General features: G+C 68.1%; 17 protein-coding genes and 1 pseudogene. 7 read left to right on the forward strand and 11 right to left on the reverse strand.

Features of this window, described 5'->3' with window-relative positions:
* Window positions 1-234 (reverse strand): hypothetical protein (locus tag CFB82_RS25555; protein WP_218829056.1); only part of this gene is annotated, 234 nt, incomplete at its 3' end.
* A 10-nt stretch (window positions 235-244) separates the two neighbouring features.
* Between CFB82_RS25555 and CFB82_RS25560 the strand changes: the two are divergent.
* A pseudogene (locus CFB82_RS25560) lies at window positions 245-418 on the forward strand (type VI secretion system-associated FHA domain protein); the annotation flags it as partial.
* 54 nt (window positions 419-472) lie between these two features.
* Here the strand turns inward: CFB82_RS25560 and CFB82_RS25565 are convergent.
* From CFB82_RS25565 to CFB82_RS25600, 8 genes are all read right to left on the reverse strand, one after another.
* Window positions 473-1,951 carry a sensor domain-containing diguanylate cyclase gene (locus tag CFB82_RS25565; RefSeq protein WP_089485800.1) on the reverse strand — a complete coding sequence of 493 codons (1,479 nt, stop codon included), beginning with the start codon at window positions 1,949-1,951 and terminating at the stop codon, window positions 473-475.
* Window positions 1,952-2,327: 376 nt separating this feature from the next.
* Complete coding sequence (locus CFB82_RS25570; protein ID WP_089485801.1) at window positions 2,328-3,773, reverse strand: NAD-dependent succinate-semialdehyde dehydrogenase; 1,446 nt, start codon at window positions 3,771-3,773, stop codon at window positions 2,328-2,330.
* Window positions 3,774-3,925: 152 nt separating this feature from the next.
* Complete coding sequence (locus CFB82_RS25575) at window positions 3,926-5,224, reverse strand: c-type cytochrome (RefSeq protein WP_089485802.1); 1,299 nt, start codon at window positions 5,222-5,224, stop codon at window positions 3,926-3,928.
* Window positions 5,225-5,239: 15 nt separating this feature from the next.
* Complete coding sequence (locus CFB82_RS25580; RefSeq protein WP_089485803.1) at window positions 5,240-7,462, reverse strand: xanthine dehydrogenase family protein molybdopterin-binding subunit; 2,223 nt, start codon at window positions 7,460-7,462, stop codon at window positions 5,240-5,242.
* A 1-nt stretch (window position 7,463) separates the two neighbouring features.
* Window positions 7,464-7,919, reverse strand: coding sequence for a (2Fe-2S)-binding protein (locus CFB82_RS25585; RefSeq protein ID WP_089432687.1), 456 nt, complete (start codon window positions 7,917-7,919; stop codon window positions 7,464-7,466).
* 135 nt (window positions 7,920-8,054) lie between these two features.
* Window positions 8,055-8,354, reverse strand: coding sequence for a putative quinol monooxygenase (locus CFB82_RS25590; RefSeq protein WP_069251575.1), 300 nt, complete (start codon window positions 8,352-8,354; stop codon window positions 8,055-8,057).
* 99 nt (window positions 8,355-8,453) lie between these two features.
* Window positions 8,454-9,512: an NADP-dependent oxidoreductase gene (locus tag CFB82_RS25595; RefSeq protein WP_089485804.1), complete on the reverse strand. Its 1,059-nt coding sequence runs from the start codon at window positions 9,510-9,512 to the stop codon at window positions 8,454-8,456.
* Window positions 9,513-9,746: 234 nt separating this feature from the next.
* The gene (locus CFB82_RS25600) at window positions 9,747-10,367 is read right to left on the reverse strand and encodes a TetR/AcrR family transcriptional regulator (RefSeq protein WP_089485805.1); all 621 of its coding nucleotides are present in this window, start codon (window positions 10,365-10,367) and stop codon (window positions 9,747-9,749) included.
* 307 nt (window positions 10,368-10,674) lie between these two features.
* Here CFB82_RS25600 and CFB82_RS25605 point away from each other — a divergent pair, with 307 nt between their 5' ends.
* Window positions 10,675-12,246: a hypothetical protein gene (locus tag CFB82_RS25605; RefSeq protein ID WP_089485806.1), complete on the forward strand. Its 1,572-nt coding sequence runs from the start codon at window positions 10,675-10,677 to the stop codon at window positions 12,244-12,246.
* 116 nt (window positions 12,247-12,362) lie between these two features.
* Here CFB82_RS25605 and CFB82_RS25610 read toward each other — a convergent pair whose 3' ends face one another.
* Complete coding sequence (locus CFB82_RS25610) at window positions 12,363-13,385, reverse strand: DNA-binding protein (RefSeq protein ID WP_089485807.1); 1,023 nt, start codon at window positions 13,383-13,385, stop codon at window positions 12,363-12,365.
* A gap of 518 nt (window positions 13,386-13,903) precedes the next feature.
* Here CFB82_RS25610 and CFB82_RS25615 point away from each other — a divergent pair.
* Entirely contained in the window at window positions 13,904-15,088 is a 1,185-nt protein-coding gene (locus CFB82_RS25615; protein ID WP_089485808.1) for a thiolase family protein, read from the forward strand.
* A 213-nt stretch (window positions 15,089-15,301) separates the two neighbouring features.
* On the opposite strand, the gene CFB82_RS25620 is transcribed toward CFB82_RS25615, so the two are convergent.
* Window positions 15,302-16,492: a helix-turn-helix transcriptional regulator gene (locus CFB82_RS25620; RefSeq protein ID WP_089485809.1), complete on the reverse strand. Its 1,191-nt coding sequence runs from the start codon at window positions 16,490-16,492 to the stop codon at window positions 15,302-15,304.
* A gap of 281 nt (window positions 16,493-16,773) precedes the next feature.
* Between CFB82_RS25620 and CFB82_RS25625 the strand changes: the two genes are divergently transcribed.
* The 4 genes from CFB82_RS25625 to CFB82_RS25640 all read left to right on the forward strand — a co-directional run bounded on the left by CFB82_RS25625 (window position 16,774) and on the right by CFB82_RS25640 (window position 20,751).
* The gene (locus tag CFB82_RS25625; protein ID WP_089485810.1) at window positions 16,774-17,712 is read left to right on the forward strand and encodes an alpha/beta hydrolase; all 939 of its coding nucleotides are present in this window, start codon (window positions 16,774-16,776) and stop codon (window positions 17,710-17,712) included.
* Window positions 17,709-18,833, forward strand: coding sequence for a bifunctional 3,4-dihydroxy-2-butanone-4-phosphate synthase/GTP cyclohydrolase II (gene ribBA / locus CFB82_RS25630; protein ID WP_089485811.1), 1,125 nt, complete (start codon window positions 17,709-17,711; stop codon window positions 18,831-18,833). Before CFB82_RS25625 ends, ribBA begins: the two co-directional genes overlap by 4 nt.
* Window positions 18,834-18,985: 152 nt before the next feature.
* A complete protein-coding gene (locus CFB82_RS25635; RefSeq protein WP_089485812.1) occupies window positions 18,986-19,414 on the forward strand; it encodes a helix-turn-helix domain-containing protein in 429 nt (142 codons plus the stop codon).
* 2 nt (window positions 19,415-19,416) lie between these two features.
* A complete protein-coding gene (locus tag CFB82_RS25640) occupies window positions 19,417-20,751 on the forward strand; it encodes a type II toxin-antitoxin system HipA family toxin (protein WP_089485813.1) in 1,335 nt (444 codons plus the stop codon).
* Window positions 20,752-20,754: the final 3 nt, after the last annotated feature.

Genomic DNA, 20,754 nt, shown 5'->3' on the forward strand with positions numbered 1-20,754 from the left:
CTCATACACCGCCTCCAACGTCAGTTCCTGTCGTCTGGCGATCTCTTTCGCTCGCACGCCGTCGCTGAACATCAGAATCGTCCGCGACCGGTCTCGTATTCGCCAATCACGACGGCTTCTCGCCATCGCTTCAAGCTTTGTACGTTCTTCCTGCGTCAGTTCCAGCGCTTTCAATGCCATCAGCTTCGTTGCTCGTCCCGTCCAGTTCGAACCATGATTGTAGAGACATTTCATGTCGAAGGCTTACGAGAAGCGCGTGCCCGTGCTGTACAAGGCGAGGATGTGGGATCGCTACGCGGCGACCCATCGCGACACGGTGTTCGCGATCGAGGACGATTTCGCGTCGGTGTTCGGCAAGGCGTTTCTGGCGGCGTACGACGCGGAAGTGGAAAGCTATCGCGGCAGCGGCCGGCATTGAGCGTCGAACGGCACACCCGGCGCCGGTAGCGGGCGGTGCGTGCCGGCGGCGGCGTCAGGTGCCCGTTTCATGCGAGGCGACCTTGTTTCGCCCCGTTTCCTTCGCGTGGTACAACGCCTCGTCGGCCGCCTTGATCACCGACTCGACCTCTTCTTCCTGTTCGGGCACCCAGCTGGCCACGCCGATGCTCGCGGTGACGCGCCCGAATTCGCTTTCCGCATGTTCGATCGCGAGCCCGTCGATGGCCGCCCGAATCCGTTCGGCGATCTCGGTCGCGCCCGTGGCCGGCGTATCGGGCAGGATCACGACGAATTCCTCGCCGCCATAGCGGGCCGCGGTATCCGCGGGGCGCCGGATGTTGTCGCCGATGCACCGTGCAACCGCGGCCAGCGCGTCGTCGCCGGCCTGGTGGCCATACGTGTCGTTGTAGGACTTGAAACGGTCGACGTCGACGAACAGCAGCGAAAACACCGAGCGGGCACGGCGTGCGCGGCGCCATTCGAGGTCCAGCACTTCCCCGAACGAGCGGCGATTGTTGAGCCCGGTGAGGCCGTCGGTGCGCGCGAGCATCACCAGCTCGGATTCGGCCCGCATCCTGCGCCGCAGCTGGGTGCCCAGCAAAAAGGACAGCACGATGAACGCCGCGCCGAAGGTCGCCACCAGCGCGCCGATCGTGATCGCGCGCCGCCGCCACGCCGCGTAGATGTCCTGCTCCGCCTCGGCGACCATGATGATCAGCGGTAGGCGCGGCAGTGTCTTGAAGTAGTACAGGCGGCGCACGTGGTCGATCGTCGAGGTCTCGATGAACGAACCTTCGGGCGCCGTCATGAAGTGGCGAAACGTCGCCGCCTTGCTGATGTCGCGGCCGATGGTGTGCACGTCGTACGGCTGGCGCATGAACATGATGCCGTTCCGGCCGACCAGCGAGATCGCCCCGTGCGAGCCGAGCGCGAGGCCGGCAAACAGCGTATGGAAATACTCGAGATTGACCGCGATCAGCGCAATGCCGGCAAACGAGCCGTCCGGATTCGACACGCGGCGCGTCAGTGCCACGCTGAGCGAGCCGCCGCGCAGGCGGGACGCAAACGGATCGCTGATGTAAAGCCCGGCGTTCGGATTGTCCCGGTGAACCGTAAAGTATTTGCGGTCGCCGAAATTGCCTTGTCGCGGCACGTCGTTCGCCGAATCGAGGATGATGTTGCCGGCCGCATCCAGCACGAGCATCGAGCCGAGAAATTGCGCGGTCATCGCATGATCGAACAGGACGGCGCGCCGCAGGGCCGGCGTGGCCGCCATGACGTCCTGTCGCTGGAGGCCCTGGATCACCGCCTCCAGCGACAGGCCGTACAACTCGATATTGCGCTCGATGTCGCGCTCGGCGACGAGCGCCAGATTTCGCGACGTCTCGCGTGCGCGGTCGAGCGCGTCCTGACGGCTCTGAAACAACTGCAACACGCAGAGGCCCATCAGCGCGCACGCTATCAAGGTCCCCGCCAGCACAACGTAGTACGGCGCTGCCGACCGCGGATGCATCCGTGTCCTCTCAGGTTGGGCCGATGCTGACGCACCGGTTGTTATGGTTTCTTCTGAAGAAGCTATACCAAAAAGTATGACGTTCGGGTACGAGGTGCAGTCCGGACTTGCCAGCTTGCCGGTCATGTGAGCTGAACAGTATCGGGCGGAAGGGGCCGGCGTCCATTCACCGGGGGGGGATGCGGCGCGCGTCGTTGCTGGTGACGGAATTGAAACAATCCGCCCGCAGTGACACGCATATTGAAATGCCGAGGGGGTTGCCGTTCGAATGCACGGCTGGAGCGAGACGCTGGCAAGCGACCGGGCGCGCTGCCCGGCCCACGCCGATCGCGTGCGCGACGCCGGCAGCGCCGCGCACGCGATCGATCGACGACCGTCAGACGGCCATCACCGTCACCGACTTCGTGACGAGGTACGGCTCGAGCGCTTCGGGGCCGCCTTCCGACCCGTAGCCCGAGTCCTTCACGCCGCCGAACGGCATTTCCGGCCAGGGCGTCGCCGGCTGGTTGATCCACAGCATCCCGACTTCGAGGCGCTGCGTGAGCAGGTGCACGTTCGCGAACGAACGCGTGAACGCGTAGCCGGCAAGACCGAACGGCAGGCGGTTCGCTTCCGCGATCGCGTCCTCGAGCTTGTCGAAACCGCGAATCGCGGCGACCGGGCCGAACGGCTCGTTGTTGAACACGTCCGCTTCGAGCGGCACGTTCGCGATCACGGTCGGCGCGAAGAAGTTGCCTTCCGAGCCGATCCGCTCGCCGCCGGTTTCGATGCTCGCGCCGACCTTGCGCGCGTTGTCGATGACCGCCGCCATCGCGGTCAGCCGGCGCGGGTTCGCGAGCGCGCCGAGCGTCGTGCCTTCCTCGAGGCCGTTGCCGACCTTCAGCCCTTCGGCATGCTTGACCAGCGCGCGCGTGAATTCGTCGCGGATGCTGTTGTGCACGAGGAAGCGCGTCGGCGAGATGCAGACCTGCCCCGCGTTGCGGAACTTCGCGCCGCCGGCCGCCTTCACCGCGAGCGCGACGTCGGCGTCTTCGGCCACGATCACCGGCGCGTGCCCGCCCAGCTCCATCGTCGCGCGCTTCATGTGCAGGCCCGCCATCGCGGCGAGCTGCTTGCCGACCGGCGTCGAACCCGTGAACGTGACCTTGCGGATCACCGGGTGCGGGATCAGGTACGACGAGATTTCGGCCGGATCGCCGTACACGAGGCCGATCACGCCGGCCGGCACGCCTGCATCGACGAAGGCGCGCAGCAGCGCGGCCGGCGACGCGGGGGTTTCTTCCGGCGCTTTCACGAGGAACGAGCAGCCGGTGGCCAGTGCGGCGCTCAGCTTGCGCACGACCTGGTTGACCGGGAAATTCCACGGCGTGAAGGCGGCGACCGGGCCGACCGGCTCCTTCACGACCGTCTGCTGCGCGCCGAGGTTGCGCGGCGGCACGATCCGGCCGTACACGCGGCGGCCTTCGTCCGCGAACCATTCGATGATGTCCGCCGCCGACAGCACTTCGACGCGCGCTTCGGTGAGCGGCTTGCCCTGCTCCTGCGTCATCAGCTGCGCGATCGCGTCGGCGCGTTCACGCACCAGCGCGGCCGCCTTGCGCATCGTCGCCGCGCGCTCGTGCGCGGGCACCTTGCGCCAGGCCTCGAAGCCGCGTTGCGCGGCGGCGAGCGCACGGTCGAGATCGGCGATGCCCGCGTGGGCCACCTTGCCGATCGGCTTGCCGGTCGCCGGGTTCACGACCTCGATCGTCTTGCCGCTCGCGGCGTCGACCCACTCGCCGTCGATCAGCAGTTGCGTATCCGTATAAGTCACGTTAGCCATCCAGACACCCCTACATTGCGTCGATAAACGCGCGCTGCCGCGAACGGCCGCGCGCCGGTTGACAGAAAAAGCCACGCCGCCGGCGCGGGCACGCACCCGGCGGCAGTGACGGCGGGCACGCCGGCCCGCCCTCGTTCCGCATGGGGCCGCGCTCAGCGCGCGGCCGCCGTCGCCTTGCGGAGTTTCGCGACGTCCGCCGCCTGCACGGCCGGCGCGCCGTTGTTCCAGCCGGCGCGCATGAACGTCAGCACGTCGGCGATCTGCCGGTCGTTCAACTGGTTCGAGAATGCCGGCATCGGATACGCGGACGGCACGCCATCGATCACGAGCGTCTCGCTGCCGTTCAGCGTCACGTTGATCAGCGACGCGGCATCGGCTTCGAGCACGTTCGGATTGCCGGCGAGCGGCGCGAGCAGCGGCGCGTAACCGCGCCCGTCCGCGCCGTGGCAATGCAGGCAGTAAGCGTTATACACCTTCGCGCCCGGATCGGCCGCCGGCCGGCCCAGCACGACCTGTGTCGCCTTCGGATCATAGCTGTACGGCGGCGCGCCCGTGCCGCCCGCCGCCGGCAGCGATTTCATGTAACGCGAAATCGCCGTCAGATCGTCGTCGGAGAGCGCCTGCGTGCTGTGGTTGATCACGCTGACCATCGAGCCGAACGCGGTCGCATGGCGGTTCGCGCCGGTCTTCAGGAACTGCGCGACCTCCGCCTCGTTCCAGCGGCCGAGCCCCGTGTTGGGCTCGCCGGTCAGGTTCGACGCGAACCAGTTGTCGATCGGCGCGCCCGACAGGAACGCCGCGCCGCCTTCGTCGAGCGCCTTCTCCTGGAAGCCGACGCCGCGCGGCGTGTGGCACGACCCGCAGTGCCCGAGCCCCTGCACGAGATACGCGCCGCGGTTCCACATCGCGTCCTTGGCCGGCTTGTCGGCGTAAGGCGTCGTGTCGAGGAACACCTTGTTCCACAACGCGAGCGGCCAGCGCATGTTGAGCGGCCACGGGATGTCGGACGGCCGGTTCGCCTGCTTCACCGGTTCGACGCCGTGCATGAAATACGCGTACAGCGCCTTCACGTCGTCGTCCTTCAGCTTCGCGTACGACGGGTACGGCATCGCCGGATACAGGTTGTGACCGTCCTTCGCGACGCCCTTGCGCAACGCGCCGGCGAAGTCGGCTTCGGTATAGCCGCCGATGCCCGTCTCCGGATCGGGCGTGATGTTGGTCGTGTAGATCGCGCCCATCGGCGTGACCATCTTCAGGCCGCCGGCGAACGGCGTGCCGCGCGGCGCGGTGTGGCACGCGACGCAGTCGCCCGCTTTCGCGAGATACGCACCGCGCGCGACGAGGGCGCTGTCGGCCGGCGCCGCCTGCGCGGCATGCGCGGCCGTGCCGGCCAGCAGTGCGGACACGGCGAGCAACGACCTGCCGAGCATCTTCAGGGTGAGATTTTGCATGTTCGTCGCCTCCCCTCAAGCCGTCTTCAACTGGTCGCCGACCGGCAGCTTGCGCAGCCGCTTGCCGGTTGCCGCGAAGATCGCGTTCGACACCGCCGCGGCTGTCGCGGCCGTACCCGGCTCGCCGATCCCGCCCGGCGCCTCGCCGCTCTTCACCAGATGGACCTCGATCGGCGGCGTCTCGTTGATCCGCAGCATCCGGTAGTCGGTGAAGTTGCTCTGCACGACGCGGCCCTCCTCGATCGTGATCTCGCCGTACAGCGCGCCGGTGATCCCGAAAATGATGCCGCCCTGCACCTGCGCCTCGATCGTGTTCGGGTTGACGACCATGCCGCAATCGACCGCGCACACGACACGCTTCACCTGTACCTCGCCGTTATCCACCGCGACATCGACGACGATCGAGAAGAAGCTGCCGAACGCATGCATCACCGAGACGCCGCGCCCTTGCCCCGTCGGCAGCGCCGGGCCGCCCCAGCCGGCCGCCTTCGTCGCGACGTCGAGCACGTTGAGCGCGCGCGGCGTCTTGCCGAGCAGCGCGCGGCGGTATTGCACCGGGTCGGTCTTGGTCTGCGCGGCCAGTTCGTCGATGAAGCTCTCGACCACGAACGTGCCGCGCGTCGGGCCAACGCCGCGCCAGAACGCGGTCGGCACGTGGCGCGGCTCCTGGCGCACGTAGTCGACCAGCTGGTTCGGCAGGTCGTACGGCAACTCGGCCGCGACTTCGATCGCGTCGGGATCGACGCCGTCCTTGACCGCGGGCGGCGCGAAGCGCGCGAGGATCGACGAGCCGACGATCCGGTGCTGCCACGCGACCGGCTTGCCGTTCGCGTCGAGGCCGGCCGAGATCCTGTCGTAGTAGCACGGCCGGTACATGTCGTGCTGCACGTCTTCCTCGCGCGTCCAGACCACCTTCACCGGCGCGTTGACCTGTTTGCCGACCTTCACGGCCTGGCCGATCATGTCCGTCTCGAGCCGCCGGCCGAAGCCGCCGCCGAGCAGGTGGTTGTGCACGACGATCCGGTCGGGCGCGAGGCCCGTGAGCTGCTGCACGGTGTCGCGTGCCCGCGTCGGCACCTGCGTGCCGACCCAGATCTCGCAGCCGTCGCCGCGCACGTGCACCGTGCAGTTCACCGGTTCCATCGTCGCGTGGGCGAGCAACGGCTGTTCGTAGACGGCGTCGACGCGCGTCTTCGCATTCGCGAATGCCTTGTCGACGTCGCCGTCCTTGCGTGCGACCGCGCCCTTGCCGTTCGCCGCCGCCTGCGCGAGATCCGCGAACAGATCCTTCGTCGAGACCTTCGCGCCCGCGCCCTCGTTCCACTTCACGACCAGCGCCGACGCGCCGCGCTTCGCGGCCCACGTGTGATCGCCGACCACCGCCACCGCGTTGTCGACGCGCACGACCTGGCGCACGCCGGGGATCTTCTTCGCGGCCGTGTCGTCGACGCTCGCGACCGTGCCGCCGAACACCGGGCTGTTCACGATCACCGCGTACAGCATGCCGGGCAGGCGCACGTCGAGCCCGAACTGGGCCGTGCCGTCGACCTTCTCCGGCGAATCGAGCCGCTTCGCGGGCGTGCCGATCAGCTTGAAATCCGCCGGCTTCTTCAGCGCGACGTCCTTCGGCACCGGCAGCTTCGCCGCCGCGTCGGCGAGCTGGCCGTACGACGCGCGCCGGCCGCTCGGCGGATGCTGCACTTCACCGTTCGCGGCGCGGCAGGTTGCCGGGTCGACGTTCCATTGCTTCGCGGCGGCCGCGACCAGCAGCGTGCGTGCGGTCGCACCGGCACGACGCAGCGGTTCCCACGCGTAGCGCACCGACGTCGAACCGCCGGTGAGCTGGCCGCCGAGCAGCGGATCGAGGAACAGCTTCTCGTTCGGCGGCGCATGGTCGAGCGTCACGCTCGACAGCGGCACTTCAAGTTCTTCCGCGATCAGCATCGGCAGTGCCGTATAGACGCCTTGCCCCATCTCGACCTTCGGCATCACCAGCGTGACCTTGCCGGCGCGGTCGATCTGCACGAACGCGTTCGGTGCGAAGACGCCCGGTTGAGCCGGTTCGGCGGCGTCGCCGCCGATCACCGAACGACGCGCATCGTCACCCGCGGCCGGCATGCTGAAGCCGAGCAGCAATCCGCCGCCGGCCGCCGCGCCCAGCGACATGCCGAGCTTGAGGAACGAACGGCGCGACACGCCCGCGCCGGCCCGACCGGCTTCGATCAGTCCTCGTGACATGTCAGGCCTCCTTGGCGGCTTGCTTCACGGCCGCGCGAATCCGGTTGTACGTGCCGCAGCGGCAGATGTTGCCGGCCATCGCCGCGTCGATGTCGGCGTCGCTCGGGTTCGGGTTCGACGCGATCAGCGCGGTGGCGGCCATCACCTGCCCCGACTGGCAATAGCCGCACTGGACGACGTCGAGCGCGCGCCATGCCTGCTGGACCTTGTGGCCGGCCGGCGTCGCGCCGACGGCTTCGATCGTCGTGATCTTGCGGCCGGCGACGGCCGCGACCGGCAGCACGCACGAGCGCGCGGCGACGCCGTCGAGATGCACGGTGCAAGCGCCGCACTGCGCGATCCCGCAGCCGAACTTCGTGCCGGTGAGGCCGACGACGTCGCGCAGCACCCAGAGCAAGGGCATGTCGTCGGGGGCGTCGACCGAGCGGGTTTCGCCGTTGATGTTGAGGGTGATCATTCAGCCTCCGGGGCCGGTGTATGGGGGAAGCGACGCGAACGATGCGCCACGTGGAGTTGTCATCGCCGCCGCACGCTGGGCGGCGGGTGCCGTGCGGCCCGGGTGGGAGCGGGCCGCGACGGGGATGCTGCCTGGTTATTCGGCGACGTCGATGCCCGACAGCACCTTGATGACCGGCGGCGCGGTGAACCAGTCGGCCGACTTCGTGCGGAATTCGCCGAAATACGGGCTCGCGAGGTGCGCGTCGAAGGCGGCCTGGTCGTCGTAGATCTCGTACAGGTGCAGGTTCGGCGAGCCGTCCTGCTCGCGGAACAGGTCGTAGCGCCGGTTGCCCGGCTCGTTGCGCGTCTTCGCGACCATGCTGCGCAGCTCGGCCTCGGCGGCCGCCGCGTGTTCGGGTTTCAGGAACAGGGAAGCAATCACGTGAAGCGCCATCTTGTCTTTCTCCTATCGTCGATAGCGGAATCGAGCATGCCACAAGCCGGCGTCGCGTGACGCCAGCGTGCAGCCGTTGTATGTCGCCGTGGCGAGGCGTCAGGCCAGTTCGTCCGGGCCCACGCGCACGACGACCTTGCCGAAGTTCTTGCCGGCCAGCAGGCCGATCAGTGCTTCCGGCGCATCGGCGAGATCGGGGACGACGTCCTCGCGCGTCTTCACCTTGCCCTGCGCGACCCATTCGCTCATTTCCTTCATGAACGTCGCATAGCCGGTTGCATAGTGATCCATGATGATGAAACCCTGCATCCGGATGCGCTTGCGCAGGATCGTGCCCATCAGTGCCGGCACGCGGTCGCGGCCGGTCGACACGGCCTTGTCGTCGTAGGCCGCATCGTTGTAGTGCGCGATGATCCCGCACACGGGCACGCGCGCATGGTCGTTGAGCAGCGGCCACACCGCGTCGAACACGGCCCCGCCGACGTTCTCGAAATAGATGTCGATGCCGTTCGGGCACGCTTCCTTCAGCTTCGCGGCGAACGCCGGATCGCGGTGGTCGACGCACACGTCGAAACCGAGCGTATCGGTCACGTACGCGCACTTGTCGGCGCCGCCCGCGACGCCGACCACGCGGCAGCCCTTCAGCTTGGCGATCTGGCCGACCACGGCGCCGACCGCACCGCTCGCCGCCGCGACCACCACGGTTTCGCCGGCCTTCGGCTCGCCGATCTTCAGCAGTCCGGTATAGGCGGTGAAGCCCGGCATGCCGAGCACGCCGAGCGCGTATGACGGATGGGCGAAGTCGCGGCCGAGCGGAATCAGGTCGCGGCCGTCGGACAACGCATAGTCCTGCCAGCCGGCGCCCGCCACCACCAGGTCGCCTTCGCGGAACGCCGGCAGGTTCGACGAGACGACCTGGCTGACGGTGCCGCCGACCATCGGCTGGCCGAGTTCGGCCGGCGGTGCATAGGACGGTGCGTCGCTCATCCGGCCGCGCATGTACGGGTCGAGCGACAACCAGACCGTGCGCAGCAGCACCTGGCCGGCGCCGGGCGTCGGGACGTCACCGGATTCGGTGCGGAAGTTGCCCGGCGTCGGCGCGCCGACCGGGCGCGAATTCAGGATGATCTGGCGATTTGCGGTCTTGCTTTGCGGCATGTGAGCCTCCGTCAACAGGAATGGACGTGCTTCGTGGGCACGATCGGATCAGGGATGGACCAGCGGGAGACGCACGCAGGCGGCTGCATCGGCGCTCAGGCCGTCGCGGCTGCGTGCATGCGGTTGAATCAATCGGGACAGCGTAACGCGGTGTGACACGTTCGTCATGCGTGGTTGAGTAGACCAGTCGTCTAGAATCAGGGTAAAAACAAGGCGCGCCGATGCGCGCCCGGGTTACGACTGCACGCCACTCGGCTCGAGCGGCGGCAGGTTCAGCATGCGCCGCGTTTCGATCATCGCTCTTTCGAGCGGCTTGCGGTTGCGGTGAATCTTTTCCAGCAGCGTCGCGCCCAGCCACAGCTCGTAGAGGATGGCGGCCGTATGCGACGGATCGGCGACCCCGCTCAGCGAACCGTCGGCCAGCCCGGCCTCGATGCCGCCCGCGAGCCGCTCGATGATCTGGCTCGTGCCGTTCCGCAGCACCGCGCGCATCGCTTCCGACAGGTCCGACACTTCCGCGCCGAGCTTCACCGCGAGGCACTTGCCTTCCGGATCGTCCGCGCATTGCGTGTGCAGCCAGTTGCGCCAGTACGTCATCAGGCGCTCGGCGCCCGTGCCGGCCTGATGCTTGAACAGGTTGTCGAGGTGCGCGAGATAGCCGTCGAAATACGATTCGAGCAGCGCTTCGCCGAATGCCTCTTTCGAGCCGAAGTAATGGTAGAACGAGCCCTTCGGGATGCCCGCCGCAGCGAGAATCTCGTTCAGGCCAACCGCCGAAAACCCCTTGTGGAGCATAATCGGCTTGGCGATATTCAGGATGTGCTGGCGGACTTCCGCGCCCGAAGATGCATTCATGATGGCGTATGTTAGCAACGATTAGACCGGTCGTCTAGTAACGTCGAGACGGCATGTTGAGCGGCACTTTACCCGATCCCCGCCGGCCGCCCAAACGTCGCGGCGGCATGCCTCGCTCCTGCCCCGCCCTCCCGCACGCGTGGCGTCACACGCACGACTCGGTTTCGTCGCAGGCGTTTCATCGATCTCCCGCATAAATACGCGCGGCGCATATGCCGGCAATCGAGCCGTTTCGACCGGCATTGCACACGTGTGCAATGCGCCGGATCGTCGTTGTCGCCTCCCGAAACCGTGACCAGGAACGTCCATGACCGCTTCGAAACCCGAACGCCCGTCCGCGCCGAACCGCCGGCGCTTCATCCAGCGCGGCGCCGCGCTGACCCTGTCGCCGCTCGTCGGCACGCTGGCTGCCTGCGGCGGCGACGGCAACCCGACGTCCGCGTCGTCGTTCGCCGCCGCCGGCGCCGCGGACGCATCCGCGCGCAGCTACGGCATCGCCGACCGCTCGATCACGATCAACGTCGTCAATGCGATCCCGTCGACGACGCTCGCGTACGGCAACGCGGCAAGCCAGAGCGGCTCGCTGCCGCAGGCGTCGCAAACGCAGGTCGCGACCGGGCAATCGACGGCCGTCAGTGCGTCGAACAGCTGGGGCGATTGCACGGGATCGTTCGGCCTTGCCGGCGGCGACGCATCGTTTGCCATTTCATACACGCATCCGTTCGGGTCGCAACCGACCACCGTCAGCGTCACCCCGTCGGCCGGCTACGTGTCGGGCGCCGACGCCGCCACGTTTCCCGGTCACGACTCGGTCGCGAATCTCACGCTGTATCGCGGCGTCCCGACCGCGAACGGCGCGTGGGTCGTCCCGCTCGCGCAGCTCGCGACGCCGCCGGCCAACAACTGCCAGGATTTCGCGAACAGCATGTTCGGCAGCAACGTGCGCACGGCCGCGGCCATCCAGTCCGCCTATCAAAGCACCGGCCCGCTCGGCTACGTGCCGCCCGCCGACTTCACCGGCGGCCAGCTCGCGGGCTTCGTCGCGCAATGGGTGCAGCGCTGGCAGAGCGGCGCGGCCTATGGCGTGCTGCCCGCTGCCGATGCGCAACTCATCGACGCGCTGAAGCAGTACGTGTCCGGCGCGTCGAACGCCGGCCCGCTGACGATGTGGGTGCCGCAGATCGCGTGGCAGGCCGGCTCCGATCCGGCGGTGTTCGCGCTGACGGGCTATCGCGCGTTTCCGTTCGTCGATGCACAGGGCAACTGGAACACGAGCACGCTGTCCGCGTTCCTGACGCTGCTGGCGGCCGGCTCGCATATCGTTGCGATCAGCGCGACGGGCGACCTGCCGGCGGGCGTCACGATGCAGGCGTTCGACAGCTTCATGGGCGCGAGCGGGCTGACGACGTCGACGGATATCGGCAACTCGCACTACGCGTCGGTGTTGAACACGACGGGCCGCTATTACCTGAGCGTCGGCAGCGATTTCGCGCCGGCGAACTGCGGGCTGATCCTGTCGTTCCTGTACGGGCGCACGGTGAACAACCTGCTCGCGGGCGCAGGCACCTACAACACGTTCATCCAGCTCGAAGGCTGGCAGGCTGGCGGTTCGCGGCACAACGCCGACTATGCGACGTATCAGCAGACGCTGTGGAACATCTCGACGTACGGTGCGTCCGCGTATAGCGAGAAGCGCGCGACGTCGATCTTCCTCGCGCCGGCCGGGTGGACGCCGCAGATCTATCAGACGACGCGGATGATGCCGTACGTCGGCGCCTATGCGCAGTCGAACGGCTCGCCGCAGGGTTGGCTCGACACGTCGCTCGTCACGATTCCGGCGGATGCGCCGGCGTTGCCGTCGCGGTATGTGTCGAGTTGATGGGTATCGGTGGATGGGCGGGCGACCGGGGGTGCAAGGGGCTCGGTCGCTTGCCTGCCCGTTTCAGGCTTCTGGCGTGCGTCGCCTTCGGCTGACGCACGCTCGTGGTTTCTCCTTCAGCGCGGCGGCGCTTCGTCCGCGCGCTTTCGCGTGCGTGCCCTCCGCTCGTCCCGTTGTGCCGCTGGCGCTGCCTTGGCGCCACGCAGCGCCGACCGGCGCGAGAGTGCCGTCATTTCGCGCCGCAGCGCATCGAGTTCCTTGGCCCGTGCCGCATCGGCTGCCTGCGCGCCGTCGAGTTGCCCTTGAAGCACGCCGCATCGATGCAGCGCGTCGCCGAGTTGCGCCTGCAGCGCGGCCACCTCCTTCCGCTGCTGCGCATCGCGCTGCTCCGTGCGCAATGCCGCTGCCTCGAGTTCCTTCTGCATCCGCGCGGCCGCGAGCCGCTCGCGATCGATCTCCTGAAGCGCCCGCTTCTCTGACGCGCGCAAGCGCTCCTCGGCCCGGCCGGCATCGTCGCGCAGCCGGTCGAGCTGGGTGGTGAAATCCGCCCGTGCCTGCGCAAGTGCGCGGTCGCCTTCCGCGTTGTCGGCCGTGAGGCGTTCGATGTCCGCTTGCAGCGCTTGCCGCGATGCGTCGTCCGCCGCCCTCGCCTGTTCCAGTTCCTGAATGCGCACCTGCGCGGCCAGCAGCGCGGCCGTGCGCTGCTCCAGCGCGGTTTCCGTGCGGGCCAGTTCGGCCTGCAGTGCCGCGACTTCCGCCTTCGCCACCGCCCGCTCGGCCTCGACTTCCGCGCGCAATGCGTCGAGCGCGCCGGCCGCGTCGGCGCTCGACCGATTCCATAGCGCCGCCACCAGTTCACCGGCGGCCGCCTGCAGATCGGCCGGCAGATCGGGATGCTCGATGCGCACGCGACTCTTTTCCCGCAACTCGGCCCAGAACTCGCCGAGGACAGCCGTCGGCGTGCTCATGCTGCCCTTGCGGACGAGCTGGTACAGGCGGTTCGCGGTCGGCGTGATGCCGAAACGGAAGAACAGCAGCGCGCAGGCTTCGCGATACAGCTCGCGGGTTTTCGGGAAGTCGGCCTTGAGGCGCTCGATTTCGGCGGTCAGGCGGGATTCGTCGGCAGCGAGATCGGACATGGCGGGGTTGGGCGGGTGATTTTGTAAATAATATAACGTAAACCGTTAAATATCCAATTCATCACGGTGGTTTATTTGACATTATTTCTATAATGTCGAGATAACTGAACTCCGCATCGCGTACAAGCTTGCCGAGCACAACACGTCATCCCGACTTCCTCCCAACCCGCCCGCACGCCCAAACGCCTCTGCAATCGGCGCAAAAAAACCGTCAACACTGCGCGATTGAAAGCCGACCGCCGGCCGCGACGTGCGCATCGTCATGCGCGCCCCTCCCCGGTCGCGCGCCCTGCCCCTCAATCTCATACGCAAAGCCCCCGTTGACAGTATGCATATGCATAGATACCGTTCCGTCATGGAGCGGCGCGTGATCCGGTCATCGGAGACGGCCGCCTTGCACCGGGCCGGCGGTCCTGCCGGCGTCACGGTGCAATCGAACCGGCGACGCGAATGGCGCGGCGCGCCCCCGTTCGCCAACGACTCGTCCGCCCAGCTTGCAACCCGATCAGGAACGCAACATGAGTACACGCGAAGTCGTCATCTGCCACCCCGTCCGGACACCGATCGGTACGTTCAACGGGTCCCTGAAGGACACCCCGGCCACCGAGCTCGGGGCGATCGCCATCCGCGAAACCTTGCGGCGCAGCGGCCTCGACGGCGCGGCGATCGACACGGTCGTGCTGGGCAACGTGATCCAGGCCGGCAACAAGATGAATCCGGCCCGGCAGGCCGCCATCGGAGCGGGCCTGCCGGTCAAGGTGCCGGCGCTCACGGTCAACCGTGTCTGCGGCTCCGGCGCGCAGGCGGTCGTCAACGCCGCGCAGGAGATCCTGCTGGGCTACGCGAATGCGGCGATCGCCGGCGGCATGGAAAGCATGGAGCGCGCCCCGTACCTGCTCGACGGCGCACGCTCGGGTTACCGGATGGGCGACGCGCCGATCCGCGACAGCATGCTGCGCGACGGCCTCGTCGATGCGTTTTCCGACCAGCATTCGGGTTGGCATACCGAAGATCTCGCGAGCCAGCTCGACATCTCGCGCGATCGCCAGGATCGCTGGGCGCTCCGCTCGCAGCAGCGCTTTTCCACCGCGCTGGCGGACGGCAAGTTCGACGCCGAACTCGTGCCGGTCGACGTCCTGCAGCGCAAGACGCGCGTCGCGTTTGCGCGCGACGAGACGCCGCGCCCCGACACGACGCTCGAAGCGCTCGCGAAGCTGAAGCCGGCGTTCCGCCCGGACGGCACGATTACCGCGGGCAATGCGCCGGGCCTGAACAGCGGCGCGGCGGCGATGCTGGTCGCGGATCGCGCGTTCGCCGACACGCACGGGATTGCGCCGAGTGCGCGGCTGGTTGCATTCGGCGTCGCCGCCGTCGAACCCGGCATGTTCGGGCTCGGCCCCGTGCCGGCCGTCCGGATCGCGCTGGAGCGGGCGGGCTGGACGCTGGCCGACGTCGAGCGTTTCGAGATCAACGAAGCGTTTGCGGTCGTGCCGATCGCGGTGGCGGCGCAGCTTGGCATCGCCGAGGAGATCGTCAACGTCGAAGGCGGCGCGATTGCGCACGGTCATGCGATCGGGGCGACGGGCGCGGTGCTGACGACCCGCCTGATCCATTCGATGCGGCGCGACGGCATCAAGCGCGGCGTCGTCACCCTGTGCATCGGCGGCGGCCAGGGCATCGCGCTGGCGATCGAGACGCTTTGAGTCGAAGCTGACGCGGTCGCATCGACGATTCGGAGGAAAGGAAAACGCCGCGGGCGATGCGGCCCGCGGTGGGGGCTTCCCGAGTCACGGTGCAGCCAGCCACCTTCTCGGCGGCACGTCGCCACATCGGCGGGCGGCCCGCAGGTTTTCGACCGCATCGCGCACGGATTCGGCGATTCCGCCCGTGTCACCGATCTGGGCCCTGGCTGTCGCTTACCCGAGCGGCACGACGCTCCCGAGCAAAATCCGCACGAGCGTCGCCTGGCGCGTGACGCCCGTCTTCGAGAAAATCGCGCGCAGATGGGTGCGCGCCGTGTTCTTGCTGATCCCCGATTCTTCCGCAGCCTCTTCGAGCGTCAGCCCGTTCGTCAGCAGCAGCGCGAGCGACGTCTCGGCGGGCGTCAGGTCGAACAGCTTGCGGATGATTTCCTGCGCGCCCTGCGGCTTGCGGTCGGGATCGCGCAGGAACAGCGTGACGGCCGGCCGCCGCTTGTTGTCCTCCGACCAGTCGGACAGCAGCACCGTGCGTACCAGCAGCCCGAGGCGCGGCTTGTCGAAGCTGCGCGTGATCGGCATCGCCTCGACGGTCGCCGCGGCCGTGCCGTGGTGCCCCATCACCGCATGGCGGATCAGCCGTTTCAGCGTGCGGTTCTCCTGCGCATCGGTTGCCTCGATCGTGCCGCGCGCAATCGTCAGACCGTTGTTCTGCTTGAGGATCTCGTCGGCCACGCTGTTCAGGTCGATGATCGCGCCGTTCTCGTCGAGCGTGATCGTGCCGATCTGCATCCGGTTGATCGCATTCGCATAGATCGAGCGTTCGACCTCGGCCGTGTCGAGCCGCGAATGCAGTTCCACCGCGCGTTTCAGGTGCGGCAGCAGCAGCGCGCAGATCGCCTTGTCGCGCGCGGAGAACTGCTTCGACGCATGGTTGCGGCACACGCGGAAGCGGCACTCGACGCCCGACGCGGTGCGCAGGTCGGCGCCGAGGATATAGCGCACGTCCTGCGGCTTCAGGAACTGCTTGTACAGCTCGCTCGACAACCAGCCCGTGTCGCCGAACACGTCGTCGACCGTGACCACGCGATCGGCCGGCAGGCCGACGAACGGGTCGAGCGAATAGTAGTAGTTGTTGTACGACGCCTCGCCGTCGCCCGGCACCACCGGGCCGAATTCCGACGCGTGCACGGACAGCGGCGCGCGGCGGTCGCTCGCGGCCGCGCGCAGGATCAGCGTCACGTAGTTCGCCTGCAGCCAGCGGCGGACCAGTTCGAGCGCGCCGGCCCACGGCGGCGTCTCCAGCGGCCCCTGGTAGATGCGCGCCATCAGTTCGCTGAAATCCGCGACGCCGATGTCGGCTTCGTCACTGGTTGCCTGGCTCTCTTGCGGAGCCCATCTCGTCTCCATCAGCACGCTCCATCCTCCATACGGCATGTTTCCGGCGCGACCCAACCGCGCCGCCATGATTAAGACGCGTCTAAATTCCGGCGTCATCGGGAGATTCACTGAATGGAGAGAATTGGCCAGCCGTGCGAACGAACCATCGTCCGATCGGATGATGTGGCGCCCTGCCCGCTGCGCTGGAATGCCCGTCAGGCCGTGCCGGCAAGCGTCCGGCGCGGACTCAGGGAAAACCGCGACACGGGTTTACCTGATTCAAAACGCATCCGATTCAGACAGGAGTCCCCATGCCGCTCGACCCACAGGCGCAGGCGCTGCTCGCCGCGTTCGCCCAGGCACCCGCGATCGATTTCGCACAGCTCACCGTTCCCGCGTATCGCGCGAGTCTTGCCGCCGGCGGCGCGTTTGCCCCGGGCGATGCCGTCGCCGCCGAAGAGGACTGGCGAATTCCCCTGTCGGGCCGTCAGTTGTCCGCACGGCTGTATCGGCCCGCCGCCGACGGGCCGTTGCCGCTGACCGTGTTCTTCCACGGCGGCGGCTTCGTGTCGTGCGGGATCGATACGCACGCGAACCTGTGCCGCAGCCTCGCAACCCGGGCGCGCACGCTCGTGCTGTCGGTCGACTACCGGCTTGCGCCCGAGGCGCGCTTCCCGGCGGCCGCGCACGACGCATGCGACGCGGTGCGCTGGGCCGCCGCCAGTGCGCGCGATCTCGGCGCGCGCGCCGGGGCGATCGCCGTGGCCGGCGACAGCGCCGGCGGCAATCTCGCGGCCGTCGCCGCGCTGCAGTTGCGCGGCTCGGGCATCGCGATCGCACACCAGTTGCTGCTGTATCCGGTTGTCGATTGCGCGACCGAGCATCCGTCGTACGAAACGCTCGGCAACGGCTATTTCCTGACGGCGGACGCGATGCGCTGGTTCAAGCAGCACTATTTCGACGACGGCGCCGATCGCGCGTCGCCGCTCGCGAGCCCGCTTGCCGCGCCGGACGTCGCAGGCGCGGCGCCGGCGACGATCATCAGCGCCGAATTCGATCCGCTGCGCGACGAGGCCGAAGCGTATGCGCTGCGTCTCGCGCAGGCCGGCACCCCGGTGACGCTCGTGCGCTGGCCGGGCCAGCTTCATGGTTTCGCGAGCATGCTCGGCGCGATCGATGCAGCCGACCGCGTGCTGACCTTCGGCGCCGACGCGCTGCGCCGCGCGTTCGATGTGACGGAGGCGCCATGACGCTCGCCGGCACGCTGGAGATCGTCGACGAACTGCGGGCGGGACGAATGGTCCTGCTCGTCGACGAAGAGGATCGCGAGAACGAAGGCGATCTCGTGATCGCGGCCGATCACGTGACGCCCGACGCGATCAATTTCATGGCGCGCTTCGGGCGCGGGCTGATCTGCCTCACGCTGACCGCCGAGCGCTGCGAGCAGTTGAAGCTGCCGCCTATGGCCGATCACAACGGCACACCGTTCGGCACCGCGTTCACCGTCAGCATCGAGGCGGCCGAAGGCGTGACGACCGGCATTTCGGCGGCCGATCGCGCACACACGATCCGTGCGGCGGTGCGGGCCGGCGCCCGCCCGGACGACCTCGTGCAGCCCGGCCACGTGTTCCCGATCGCCGCGCGCCCGGGCGGCGTGCTCGTCCGGGCGGGGCACACCGAGGCCGGCTGCGATCTCGCCGCGCTCGCGGGGCTCACGCCGGCCTCGGTGATCTGCGAGGTGATGAACGACGACGGCACGATGGCGCGGCTGCCCGAGCTGAAGGCGTTCGCCGCGCATCACGGGCTGAAGATCGGCACGATCGCCGACCTGATCCATTACCGACGTGAACACGAATCGCTCGTCGAACGCGTCGGCGAGCGGCCGTTGCATACGCCCTGGGGACGTTTCCGCGCGATCGAGTATCGCGACACCGTGCACGGCGCGCCGCATCTCGCGCTCGTGCGCGGCGAGCCCGATCCGTCGACGCCGGTGCTGACGCGCGTGCACGAGTGCCATTCGCTGCTCGACCTGCTCGATGCGGAGCCGTCCGCGCATTCGTGGCCGCTGCACGCCGCGCTGCAACGAATCGATGCGGCCGGCTGCGGCGTGGCGGTGCTGCTCGACTGCGACATGCGTGGCGACGCGATGCGGGTGCCGACCGGCCATGCGCGCCGCGACGGACGCGTGACGGGAATCGGCTCGCAGATCCTGCGCGAGCTCGGCGTGCGGCGGCTGAACGTGCTGTCGAGCCCGTTCCGGCTGCCCGCGCTGTCGGGGCACGACCTGGAAATCATGGCGTTCATTCCGCTCGGCGACGACGATCCGGAAAGCGCGCGGAGTGCGCACGCGAGCCCGCTGCGGGCGGCGTGAGGCGTTGACGCGGGATGGCCGGCGGGGTCTTCATTTGACAGGCTATCGTTTGTTTTTATTGAATACAGCCTATGATTTGTATTTTGACAATACATGCCATAGGCTGTATTTTCAGATTACAAACGATCGCTTGTCATCCTGCGGAGCGCCCGATGGCCTTTCCTGTCCAGACCCTGACCCAACTGCGTCCGATACTCGTCGGCTTCCGGAAAGCCGCGGGCCTCACGCAGGCGCAATTGGCTGCCCGTCTGGGCGTCACGCAACAATCCTACGCGCAGCTCGAGGCCAACCCGTCGGCGGTTAGCATCGAGCGGCTCTTCAAAGTGCTGAACGCGCTCGGCGTTCACATGACGCTCGCACTGGGCAAGCAGGACGTGTTGGCGGCATCGGCCGATCCCGTGCCTGTGCCCGATGCCACGCCCGCGGTTCGGAAACCGGCCTCGAGCAAACGCAAACAGGAAACGGCCCGCGGCACCGCGCCCGCCAAGAATCCAGCCAAACCTGCAACCGGCGCCAAGCGCAAGCGGCCCACTGACGCAGCACCCGGCAAGCCCCGGGTTTCGAAGCGGGAGGACTGGTGACGATGGCCACGCGTGCCCGCCACGACCGGCTCGACCTGTGGATGAATGGCATTCCGGTCGGCTACTGGGAAGTGCGGCGCGGCGTAGAGCGCCTCGTCTACCTGCCTGAATGGCTCGACGATCCACAGGGGCGGCCGCTGTCGCTGTCGCTGCCCTTCACGCCCGGCAACCAGCCGCACCAGGGCGCGATCGTCGCGGATTACTTCGACAACCTGCTGCCGGACAGCGAGCCGATCCGCCGTCGCATTGCGCAGCGTTACCGGCTCCGCTCGACGGCGCCGTTCGAACTGCTCGCGTCGATCGGCCGCGATTGCGTCGGCGCGATCCAGATGCTGCCGCCCGGTGAGACGCCCGTCGATCTCGAGGCGATCGACGGCATGACGCTCGACGACGCGGCCGTCGCCGACGTGCTGCGCCACGCGACCGCCACGCCGCTGCCCGGCCGCGCGGAACTGGAAGGTGACCTGCGCCTGTCGATTGCCGGCGCGCAGGAAAAGACCGCGTTGCTGCGTCAGGGAAACCGCTGGCTGCGGCCCTCGGGCAGCACGCCGACGACGCACATCTTCAAGCTGCCCCTCGGACGTGTCGGGAACATGCAGGCCGAAATGCGGACGTCCGTCGAAAACGAATGGCTGTGCTCGACGCTCGTCGCCGCGTACGGCCTGCCGGTCGCACCGTGCGAGATCGGCCGGTTCGACGACCAGAAAGCGCTGATCGTCGAGCGCTTCGACCGGCGTCCATCGCGCGACCGCACGTGGATCCTGCGATTGCCGCAGGAGGACATGTGCCAGGCGACCGGCACGCCCGCAGGCGCGAAATACGAATCCGACGGCGGCCCCGGCATCGAGACGATCATGGGCATCCTCGCGAATTCGGCCGACGCTGCGCGCGACCGGATGAATTTCTTCGTCACGCAGCTCGCGTTCTGGGTGCTGGCAGCGATCGACGGCCACGCGAAGAACTTCAGCATCGCGCATTTGCCCGGCAACACCTACCGCAGCACGCCGCTGTACGACGTGCTGTCCGCGCATCCGATCATCGGCACGCGCCGCAACCAGCTTCCGCCGCGCCGCGCGCGGCTCGCGATGGCCGTGTGCGGGAAGAACCGGCACTACGTGATCGGCGAGATCCAGCCACGCCACTGGATCGAGCAGGGCCGGCGTGTCGGCCTGACCGAAGATGACGTGCACGCCGCGATGGCGGCCGTCGTCGCGCGCACGGAATCCGCGATCGCCGAGGCTGCAGCGCAGATCCCGGCGGAATTTCCGGCGGAAGTGGCGGAGGCGATCTTCGATGGCATGCGACAGCAGGCCCGCAAGCTCGGCGCGGCCGGGTAGTCC

Source organism: Burkholderia sp. HI2714, assembly GCF_002223085.1.
Classification (GTDB): Bacteria; Pseudomonadota; Gammaproteobacteria; order Burkholderiales; family Burkholderiaceae; genus Burkholderia; species Burkholderia lata_D.

Excerpts from the sequence above, each read along its gene's own strand:
- CFB82_RS25565 (WP_089485800.1), bottom strand. The coding sequence starts at position 1,951 with ATGCATCCGCGGTCGGCAGCGCCGTACTACGTTGTGCTGGCGGGGACC.
- CFB82_RS25570 (WP_089485801.1), bottom strand. The coding sequence starts at position 3,773 with ATGGCTAACGTGACTTATACGGATACGCAACTGCTGATCGACGGCGAG.
- CFB82_RS25575 (WP_089485802.1), bottom strand. The coding sequence starts at position 5,224 with ATGCAAAATCTCACCCTGAAGATGCTCGGCAGGTCGTTGCTCGCCGTG.
- CFB82_RS25580 (WP_089485803.1), bottom strand. The coding sequence starts at position 7,462 with ATGTCACGAGGACTGATCGAAGCCGGTCGGGCCGGCGCGGGCGTGTCG.
- CFB82_RS25585 (WP_089432687.1), bottom strand. The coding sequence starts at position 7,919 with ATGATCACCCTCAACATCAACGGCGAAACCCGCTCGGTCGACGCCCCC.
- CFB82_RS25590 (WP_069251575.1), bottom strand. The coding sequence starts at position 8,354 with ATGGCGCTTCACGTGATTGCTTCCCTGTTCCTGAAACCCGAACACGCG.
- CFB82_RS25595 (WP_089485804.1), bottom strand. The coding sequence starts at position 9,512 with ATGCCGCAAAGCAAGACCGCAAATCGCCAGATCATCCTGAATTCGCGC.
- CFB82_RS25600 (WP_089485805.1), bottom strand. The coding sequence starts at position 10,367 with ATGAATGCATCTTCGGGCGCGGAAGTCCGCCAGCACATCCTGAATATC.
- CFB82_RS25605 (WP_089485806.1), top strand. The coding sequence starts at position 10,675 with ATGACCGCTTCGAAACCCGAACGCCCGTCCGCGCCGAACCGCCGGCGC.
- CFB82_RS25610 (WP_089485807.1), bottom strand. The coding sequence starts at position 13,385 with ATGTCCGATCTCGCTGCCGACGAATCCCGCCTGACCGCCGAAATCGAG.
- CFB82_RS25615 (WP_089485808.1), top strand. The coding sequence starts at position 13,904 with ATGAGTACACGCGAAGTCGTCATCTGCCACCCCGTCCGGACACCGATC.
- CFB82_RS25620 (WP_089485809.1), bottom strand. The coding sequence starts at position 16,492 with ATGGAGACGAGATGGGCTCCGCAAGAGAGCCAGGCAACCAGTGACGAA.
- CFB82_RS25625 (WP_089485810.1), top strand. The coding sequence starts at position 16,774 with ATGCCGCTCGACCCACAGGCGCAGGCGCTGCTCGCCGCGTTCGCCCAG.
- ribBA (WP_089485811.1), top strand. The coding sequence starts at position 17,709 with ATGACGCTCGCCGGCACGCTGGAGATCGTCGACGAACTGCGGGCGGGA.
- CFB82_RS25635 (WP_089485812.1), top strand. The coding sequence starts at position 18,986 with ATGGCCTTTCCTGTCCAGACCCTGACCCAACTGCGTCCGATACTCGTC.
- CFB82_RS25640 (WP_089485813.1), top strand. The coding sequence starts at position 19,417 with ATGGCCACGCGTGCCCGCCACGACCGGCTCGACCTGTGGATGAATGGC.